Consider the following 8,108-nt stretch of genomic DNA (forward strand, 5'->3'; position numbering starts at 1 on the left):
GTCATTGTTCCACCGGGGTGCTCTGGGCACCGGTCAGGGACGGGCGTCGCTCGTACCACCGCAGATCGTCCTCGAGCTGGGCGGCGAGTGAGATGAGCAGTTCCTCGCTGTTCGCGGGGCCGAGCAGCTGGGCGCCGACCGGCAGCCCGTCCCGGGTGAAGCCGGCCGGGACGCTGATGCCGGGCCAGCCGAGCACGTTCCACGGCCAGGCGTACGGGCAGGCGGCGGCCATCTTCATGTCGGTGCGGCGGCCGTTGAGCCCGTCGAAGGCACCGATCCTTGGTGGCGGCGCGGCCGTGGTCGGGGTGAGCACGACGTCGTAGGAGCTGAAGACGGCTCCGATCCTGCGGTGCTGGTGGGCCTCGCGTGCCCGGGCGAGCACCAGCGCCCGGCCGCCGAGTCGCCTGCCGTTGCGCTCGGCGCGACGGGTACGGGGATCGAGCAGGGCGGGCTCGGGGTGCAGCGAGGCGATCTCGGCGATGCCCGCGGTGCCGCGCGGCAGCAGGCTGAGACCGATCAGACCGTAGCGGGGCCTGGCCTCCTCGACGTGGTGGCCGAGGCGGGCGAGTGTCTCGGCGAGGTCGGTGACCGCCCGGCGCACGTCGGGGTGGACCGGGTTGTGGGTGCCGGTGAAGGCGGAGCGCCAGGCCAGGGCGATGCGCAACCGGCCCGGTTCGCGGCGGGCGGCGGCCTGGGCGTCGACGGCCGGCGGTCCGTGCGGATCCTCCCGGTGCGGCCCGGCGACCGCGTCCAGCAGCAGCGCGGCGTCCGCGACGGTACGGGCCAGCGGACCGTTGACCGTGAGCCCGTTGAAGGCGTCGGTGTACGGGTACAGCGAGACCCGCCCACGCTGCGGTTTGATGCCGACGAGGTGGGTCCAGGCGGCGGGGATGCGAATGGATCCCGCGCCGTCGGAACCGAGGGCGGCGGGTACGAGTCCGGCCGCGACGGCGGCGGCCGAGCCGCCGGAGGAGCCGCCCGGGGTGTGGCCGGTGTGCCAGGGGTTGCGGGTGGCGCCGAAGGCCGGACCCTCGGTGAACGGCCACTGGCCCAGCTCGCAGGCGTTGGTCTTGCCGACGATCACCGCTCCGGCCGCGCGGAGGCGCCGTACCGACTCACCGTCCGCGGTCACCGGAGCGGCCTCGCCGCGGCAACCGAACAGGGTCGGCAGTCCGGCGACGTCGGTGTCGTCCTTGACCGCGATCGGCACGCCGAGCAGCGGCAGCCGCTCCCCGGCGGCGAGCCGCCGGTCCGCGTCCTCGGCCTCATGCAGCGCGGCCTCGCCCCGTACCCAGCGGAAGGCGTTGAGGGTGCCCTGGGTGGCCTCGATCCGATCGAGGGCCGCCTGCACCAGGGCCACGGACGTCACCTGGCCCTCCGTCAGCATGCGGGACTGCCCGGTGAGCCCGGTGGGGTCGGCTGTGGACACGGCCATCCTCCCTCTCTATTGTTCGTTCGAACGAACAGATCGGAGAGTACCCATATGCGCATCGCCGGATCAACTGTGCTGCTCACCGGAGTCACCGGTGGGATCGGCCGCACTCTCGCCAGCGAACTCGCCCGCAAGGGAGCGAAGTTGGTACTCACCGGGCGCCGGGCCGATGCGCTGGAGGCGGTCGCGGCGGAGTTCGGCGCCCGTACGGTCGTCGCTGACTTGGCCGAACCGGCGCAGGTCGAGCGTCTCGCCGAGGAGTGCGCCGACGCCGACATCCTCATCGCCAACGCCGCGCTGCCCTCCAGCGGTGACCTTCTCGACTACACGCCCGAGCAGGTCGACCGTGCCCTGACGGTCAATCTCCGAGCGCCCGTCATGCTGGCGCGTCTCCTCGCCCCGACCATGGTCGGCGCGGGCCGCGGCCACATCGCGTTCGTCGGCTCGATCTCGGGGAAGGCCGCGACCAGGTCCTCCTCGCTCTACAACGCGACCAAGTTCGGGCTGCGCGGATTCGCCCTCGGCTTGCGGCAGGATCTGCACGGCACCGGCGTGGGAGTCTCCGTTGTCCAGCCTGGTTTCGTCCGGGACGCGGGGATGTTCGCCGCCACCGGCGCCACGCCCCCCGGCGGCATGCGCACCGTCTCCCCGCAGCAGGTCGCGGCCGGCGTCATCCGCGCGATCGAGCGTGATCTGTGCGAGGTGAACGTGGCGCCGCTGGAGATGCGGGTGCTCAGCGCCATCGCCGGGCAGTTCCCCGGCTTCGCCGAGAAGGTCCAGCGCCGTTCCGGCGCCGAGCCCACGATCCGTCAGATCGTCGACGCCCAGCAGGACACCCGCTGAGGGAGATCCCAGCGGGTTTCTTCCAGCGCTGGAACAGCAGCGCCCCGAACTGTGGGTTCGGGGCGCTGTCCTCGCGCGCGGTTCGGCTTCCGAAGGCAGCTCTCAGGAAGCGCGGTCCTCCTCGGCGATCCGCTCCTTGGGGCGGAAGATCGCAAGGTAGGCGAGACCGACGACGGCGACGATGCCGACGGAGATCGGGACCAGCCACCGCTCGAAGAACGACGTGCCGTTCGGCGGGGTCTTGATCGACAGGACGATGATCGCGGTCACCCCGTAGACCAGGCCGGCGATGTTGACAGGCCAACCCCAGCGGCCGAGCCGGAACGTACCCGCGGGCTTCCAACCCTTCGCGCGGCCGATGATCGAGGCGAGGACGACCGACTGGAAGCCGACGTAGATGCCGACCACCGAGAAGGTGATGACGCGGGTGACCGTGGCGGACGGCAGGAAGGCCAGCCCGGCCGGGATGATCGCGGTGACGGCGGTGGCGGCCGGAGGCATGTGGAAGGTGGGATGCAACTTGGACAGGGTCCGGTGGCCGATGATCACGCCGTCGCGGGCGTAGGAGTACACGAGGCGGGTGGCCGCGGCCTGGATGGCCAGGGTGCAGGAGACGAAGCCGATCACGATCATGGCCAGGGCGAACTTGCTGCCGACGCTGCCCAGCGAGGCCGCCAGGACGTCCTCCAGCGGAGTCGCAGACTTGCCGCTGATGACCGCGCCGAAGTCCGGCACTGCCAGGATCAGGCCGAGGGTGAGGATCACGGTCGCGACCGCGCCGACCCCGAGCGTCATGCCCATCGCGCGGGGCACCTTGCGGGAGGGGTCCTTGACCTCTTCGGCGATGTCGCCGCAGGCCTCGAAGCCGTAGAAGATCCACACCGCGAACAGGCAGGAGGCCAGGAAGGCGCCGGTGTAGCCGCCGGTCGCTCCCGCGCCGGAGGTGTGCATGATGACCGTGATGCTCTGCTTGTGGTGGAAGAACAGCAGGTAGAAGCCTATGCCGATGGTGCCGACCACCTCCGCGACCACGCCGATATTCGCCACGAACGCCAGCCGGCGGACGCCGAGCAGGTTCACCACCGCGCAGAGCAGGATCACCACGACCGTGGTGATGATCCTGTTGGTGTCCGTGGGGGCGTAACCGAGGAGCGGGCCCGCGTAGGTGGTGATCGGGTACGCCACCGAGGTGATCGTCACCAGCAGCGCCCAGGTGTACATCCAGCCCGACATCCAGGCGTACTTGGGGCCGACGAGGCGCTTGGCCCACTGGTAGATGCCGCCGGCCAGCGGGTACTGCGAGGAGACCTCGGCGAAGGCGAGCAGCACCAGGCCCTGCCCGACCAGCACGAGGGGGATGGTCCAGAAGAAGGAGGGGCCGCCGGTGGCGAGTCCGTAGTCGAAGACGGAGTAGACGCCGACCAGTGGGGACAGGTAGGTGAAGCCGACGGCGAAGTTGGACCACAGGCCGAGCGCGCGGGTCAACTTCTGGCTGTAGCCGAGTTCGGCCAACTGAGCCGCGTCCGCCGCGTCCTGGTCGTGATGCTGGCCCTTGGTGCCGGGCGGTGCGAGTGACATCGGAGGACGCCTTTCGGAGTGAACAGAGGGTGGGGGGCCTCGTGGGGCTGGCTAAACATATGAATCCATAGTTCACATGGCAAGGTTTCCGCCCTGTGAAACCAACCTGTGATGAGATGGGGGCGGCAGATTCAGCGGAGGGGTGGCAGAGACTGACGTGAACCGACTCTCCAGTGCGGCCCGCCGCGCGGTCTTCGCACCCCTCGACACCGAGGCAAAGGTCGAGGCGGTGGCGCGCCGACTCGGGGACGCGATCGTGCTGGGTCTGCTCGCCGACGGCGAGCAGTTGCCCGGCGAGAGCGAGCTCGCTGCGTTGCTGGGCATCTCCACGGTGACGCTGCGCGAAGCACTCATGGCGCTGCGGCAGCAGGGTCTCGTCGCCACCCGCCGAGGCCGTGGCGGCGGGACCTTCGTCTGCGCCCCTGCGGACACCCTGCACGACCGGCTTTCCCAGCGACTCAACGCGCAGACCGCCGAGGAACTGCGCGACCTCGGGGACTACTACGCCTCCATTGCCGGCGGCATCGCCGGCCTCGCGGCGGAGCGCGCCGACCGCCAGGACCTGGACGCTCCGCATCGCTCCCTGCAGGACTTCGCCGCCGCCGAGGACGCCGCCACACGCGCTCGCATCGACGGCCGCTTCCACGTCGAGATCGCCGCAGCCGCCCAGTCCGCCCGGCTCACCCGCGAGGAGATCCGCCTCCAGACGGAGATCGGGCCGCTACTCTGTCTCCCGTTCATGGACGCCGAGGTCCATCGCATCGCCAACGAGCAACATCGAGCCCTGCTCGAAGCCATCGCGGCCGGTGACGCGGTCCGAGCGCGCAGCCTGGCCGAGGACCATGTCCACGACCAGGTGCGCCACCTGATCGAACGCCGAATGGAGGGAGCGAAGGCATGGCCGGTGGAGCAGGTGCGGTGAGCGTGGGCGAGCGGGCCGTCGCCGAGGCAGCCGCCAAGGTGAGCGAGATGCTGGAGCGGGTCTTCGCCACCGCCCAGGAGACCGGGGAGCAGGCGGCGCGACTGCTCGTTCGTGCTCGTGCTCGGGACCGCCGTCTCTCCAGCCGCGATCTGACTGAGCTGCAACCACTGCTGCGCAGACAACTCGCCAGGCACATCGGCCTGATCTCCGGCACCGGCTTCGTAGCCTCGCCGGGCCTGCTCGCCGACGTCCCGGCCTGGATGGAGTGGTGGCAGACGCGCGTCGGCGGCGGAGTGCAGCCCATGCTGCTCGATCTCGACCCGGCGACCTCGGCGTACTCCGACTACACCCACTGGGACTGGTACGCCCTGCCCCGGGACACCGGCGAGCGGGCGGTGTCGGGGCCGTACGTCGACTACCTGTGCAGCGACGAGTACAGCCTCACCCTCGCTGTGCCGGTGCGTCTGGACGGTGTCTTCTCCGGCGTCGCCGCGGCCGACGTCTACCTGCGCCACTTCGAGGCCGCGGCCGGCCCCGCGCTGGCCGGCATTCCTGGCCCCGCCTACCTGGTCAACCCGCGCGGACGGGTAGCCGCGTCCAACACTCCGGCCCACCTGGCCGGCTCCCTGGTCCGCGACCTCGACGCCGCGTCGGCCCGGGGCGAGCTGCTGCTGCACCCTTGCGGAGAGATCCCGCTGGTCCTGGTCACGGAACCATGACCATCGGAGCGCGCGGGCGGGCTACCGCGTACGACGGGCGGAACACTGCTCGGCCCAGATGGTCTTGCCGTGGTGCGTCTGGCGGGTGCCCCAGCGCCGGGTGAGCTGGGCGACGAGGAGCAGGCCTCGGCCTCCCTCGTCGAAGGTGCGGGCGCGGCGCAGGTGCGGGGCGGTGTTGCTGGCGTCAGAGACTTCGCAGATCAAGGTGCGGTCCCGGATCAGCCGGAGCTGGATGGGCGGGAGGCCGTAGCGGATGGCGTTGGTGACCAGCTCGCTGACCACCAGTTCGGTGACGAACGCGGCTTCCTCCAGCCCCCAGGCGGCGAGTTGGCGCGTCGCCCAGGTCCGCGCCTCGGTGACCAGCGCCGGATCGGCCGGGACGTCCAGGATCGCGATCTGGTCCGCGTTCAGTGCGCGGGTGCGGGCCAGCAGCAGCGCGGCGTCGTCGATGGGACGATCGGTGAGCAGCGCGTCGACGATCCGGTCGCAAGTCTCTTCCAGGGAGGGGGAGGGAGAGTTCAGGGCGCGGCGCAACTCCTCGACGCCGGTGTCGATGTCCCGCGCCCGGGATTCGACCAGGCCGTCGGTGTAGAGGGCGAGCAGGCTGCCCTCGGGCAGTTCGATCTCGGTGGCCTCGAACGGCAGCCCGCCGACGCCCAGCGGCGGGCCGGGGGAGACGTGGACGAGGTCGGCCGTGCCGCCCGGGTTGACGACCAGCGGAGCCGGATGGCCGGCGCTGGCGAGGACACAGCGCCGGGAGACGGGGTCGTAGACGGCATACAGGCAGGTCGCGCCCAGGTCCCCACTGCCGCGCTCCTGGTCGCCCTGCTCGTTGCCGTGCGTCGCCTGGCCGAATCCGTCACCGCCGCGCTCCGCCCCGCCCCGCTCCTCGCTGTCTCTGCTTCCGGTGCGGTCCTCCTCGAAGCCGAGGTGGGCGACCAGGTCGTCGAGGTGGGTGAGGAGTTCGTCGGGCGGCAGGTCGAGGTCGGCCAGCGTACGCACCGCCGTGCGCAGGCGTCCCATCGTGGCGCAGGCGTGGATGCCGTGACCGACCACGTCGCCGACCACCAGGGCGACTCGGGTGCCCGACAGCGGGATCACGTCGAACCAGTCGCCGCCCACCCCGGCGCTCGGGTCGGCGGGCAGGTAGCGGGAGGCCGCCTCGACCCCCGCCTGCCCGGGAAGCCCCCGGGGGAGCAGGCTCTGCTGCAGGGCGAGGGCGGTCGCGTGCTCGCGGGTGTAGCGGCGGGCGTTGTCGACGCAGAGGGCTGCGCGACCGGAGAGTTCCCCGGCGAGGAGCACGTCCTCCTGCTCGAAGGGATCGCGACCCATACGGCGGATGAACACGGCCACCCCGAGCGTGGCGCCCCGGGCGCGGAGCGGCACCGCCATGATCGAGCGCAGGGTGTACTGCCGGACCGTGGCGGCCCTGATGCTGTCCTGGGCGAGCCACCGCTCGAAGTCCGCGTCGCCCGGGCCGCTGACGACGGTGCCACCGGTGAGCAGGGCCCGGGCCGCCGGAGCGAACGAGGGATAGGTGTCGATCTCGCCCAGCTCGACGACGGCCTCCGGGGCACCCGCGTCCACGGACTCGTGCGCGATCCGGCGCAGCACCACCGTGCCGTCCACCGAGCCCAGCGTGGGCTCCTCCCCGTGCAGGACGGACTCCAGCAGGTCCACGGTCACCAGGTCCGCGAACCGGGGCACCACCAGCCGGGCGAGCTCGGCGGCGGTCCGCACCACGTCCAGGGTGGTGCCGATGCCGGCGCCGGCCTCGTTGAGCAGCGCCAGCCGCTGCCGGGCCCGGTGCTGCTCGGTGCTGTCGAACGCCGCGATGGCGACCGCGCACACGGTGCCGGAGGGGTCCCGGACCGGCCACATCCAGGTGTTCCAGGCGTGCTCGTGCATCGAGGAGGGAGCGTTGGTGTAGCTCTCGTGGCAGGCGGGGATCCCGGTTCGGGCGACCTGGCGCAGGGCCTGGTGGAATCCCCGGATGGCGGGGTCATCGGGCACCGTGTCCAGGTAGTCGCGACCGCGGAGTTCGGCGTTGCCGGCGCCCATCACCTCGCACGAGGCATCGTTCAGGTAGAGGTATCGCACCTCGGTGTCGAAGGTGGCCATGGCGACCGGCGACTGTGCGAACGCCCACTCCACGATCGCGCGCGGCGACTCGTGCGGGGCGTCGCTACTGTCGGCATCCATCCCGGCTCATTCCCGTGCTGCTCGCATGGCCCCCTGCCAGCGTGATCCTCCTGCCATTCGATATCAAGCCGGACCGGAGCACCCGCCGGGGGCGGAAACGCGTAACGAGCCCGTGACGTCGCGGCTGGAGAAGAAACACAAATGTCACCGGGCGTGTCAGCATTCTTCGCACATCGGGGTTCGTCATTCTTTCGAGTGACGCCGCGGAACGCCGGAATGCTCATGGCGTTACACCGTGGCACTGCACCTGATGGCAGCGGTCTCCTAATGTCAGCCGTCAACGGAGTTCCGCGTTTCCGGAGGAGATATCCGATGAGCCGTGTTGTTCGTGCCGCCTTGGTCCAGACGAAGTGGACGGGGGATGGTGCCTCGATGGTGGATCTGCATGAGCGGTTTGCGCGGGAGGCGGCTG

Annotated in this window: 6 protein-coding genes; 3 read left to right on the forward strand and 3 right to left on the reverse strand. The window is 71.0% G+C overall.

What is annotated here, in order from left to right; translation table 11 throughout:
- Window position 1: 1 nt before the first annotated feature.
- Complete coding sequence (locus tag ABIA33_RS33150) at window positions 2–1,435, reverse strand: amidase (protein ID WP_370086911.1); 1,434 nt, start codon at window positions 1,433–1,435, stop codon at window positions 2–4.
- 48 nt (window positions 1,436–1,483) lie between these two features.
- Between ABIA33_RS33150 and ABIA33_RS33155 the strand changes: the two genes are divergently transcribed.
- Window positions 1,484–2,275 (forward strand): SDR family NAD(P)-dependent oxidoreductase, encoded by a 792-nt coding sequence (locus ABIA33_RS33155; RefSeq protein WP_370086913.1) that lies wholly within the window; start codon window positions 1,484–1,486, stop codon window positions 2,273–2,275.
- 102 nt (window positions 2,276–2,377) lie between these two features.
- Here ABIA33_RS33155 and ABIA33_RS33160 read toward each other — a convergent pair whose 3' ends face one another.
- Window positions 2,378–3,853, reverse strand: a complete 1,476-nt coding sequence (locus tag ABIA33_RS33160) for an amino acid permease (RefSeq protein ID WP_370086915.1) — start codon at window positions 3,851–3,853, stop codon at window positions 2,378–2,380.
- Window positions 3,854–3,995: 142 nt separating this feature from the next.
- Here ABIA33_RS33160 and ABIA33_RS33165 point away from each other — a divergent pair, with 142 nt between their 5' ends.
- Together ABIA33_RS33165 and ABIA33_RS33170 are read left to right on the forward strand one after the other, a co-directional pair.
- Window positions 3,996–4,775, forward strand: a complete 780-nt coding sequence (locus ABIA33_RS33165; RefSeq protein ID WP_370086918.1) for a FadR/GntR family transcriptional regulator — start codon at window positions 3,996–3,998, stop codon at window positions 4,773–4,775.
- Window positions 4,751–5,494, forward strand: coding sequence for a cache domain-containing protein (locus ABIA33_RS33170; protein ID WP_370086920.1), 744 nt, complete (start codon window positions 4,751–4,753; stop codon window positions 5,492–5,494). Before ABIA33_RS33165 ends, ABIA33_RS33170 begins: the two co-directional genes overlap by 25 nt.
- A gap of 21 nt (window positions 5,495–5,515) precedes the next feature.
- Here the strand turns inward: ABIA33_RS33170 and ABIA33_RS33175 are convergent, their stop codons facing one another.
- Window positions 5,516–7,696, reverse strand: a complete 2,181-nt coding sequence (locus tag ABIA33_RS33175; RefSeq protein WP_370086922.1) for a SpoIIE family protein phosphatase — start codon at window positions 7,694–7,696, stop codon at window positions 5,516–5,518.
- Window positions 7,697–8,108: the final 412 nt, after the last annotated feature.

This window comes from Streptacidiphilus sp. MAP12-16 (genome assembly GCF_041262165.1).
In the GTDB taxonomy this organism is placed as follows: Bacteria; Actinomycetota; Actinomycetes; order Streptomycetales; family Streptomycetaceae; genus Streptacidiphilus.

Excerpts from the sequence above, each read along its gene's own strand:
- ABIA33_RS33150 (WP_370086911.1), bottom strand. The coding sequence starts at position 1,435 with ATGGCCGTGTCCACAGCCGACCCCACCGGGCTCACCGGGCAGTCCCGC.
- ABIA33_RS33155 (WP_370086913.1), top strand. The coding sequence starts at position 1,484 with ATGCGCATCGCCGGATCAACTGTGCTGCTCACCGGAGTCACCGGTGGG.
- ABIA33_RS33160 (WP_370086915.1), bottom strand. The coding sequence starts at position 3,853 with ATGTCACTCGCACCGCCCGGCACCAAGGGCCAGCATCACGACCAGGAC.
- ABIA33_RS33170 (WP_370086920.1), top strand. The coding sequence starts at position 4,751 with ATGGCCGGTGGAGCAGGTGCGGTGAGCGTGGGCGAGCGGGCCGTCGCC.
- ABIA33_RS33175 (WP_370086922.1), bottom strand. The coding sequence starts at position 7,696 with ATGGATGCCGACAGTAGCGACGCCCCGCACGAGTCGCCGCGCGCGATC.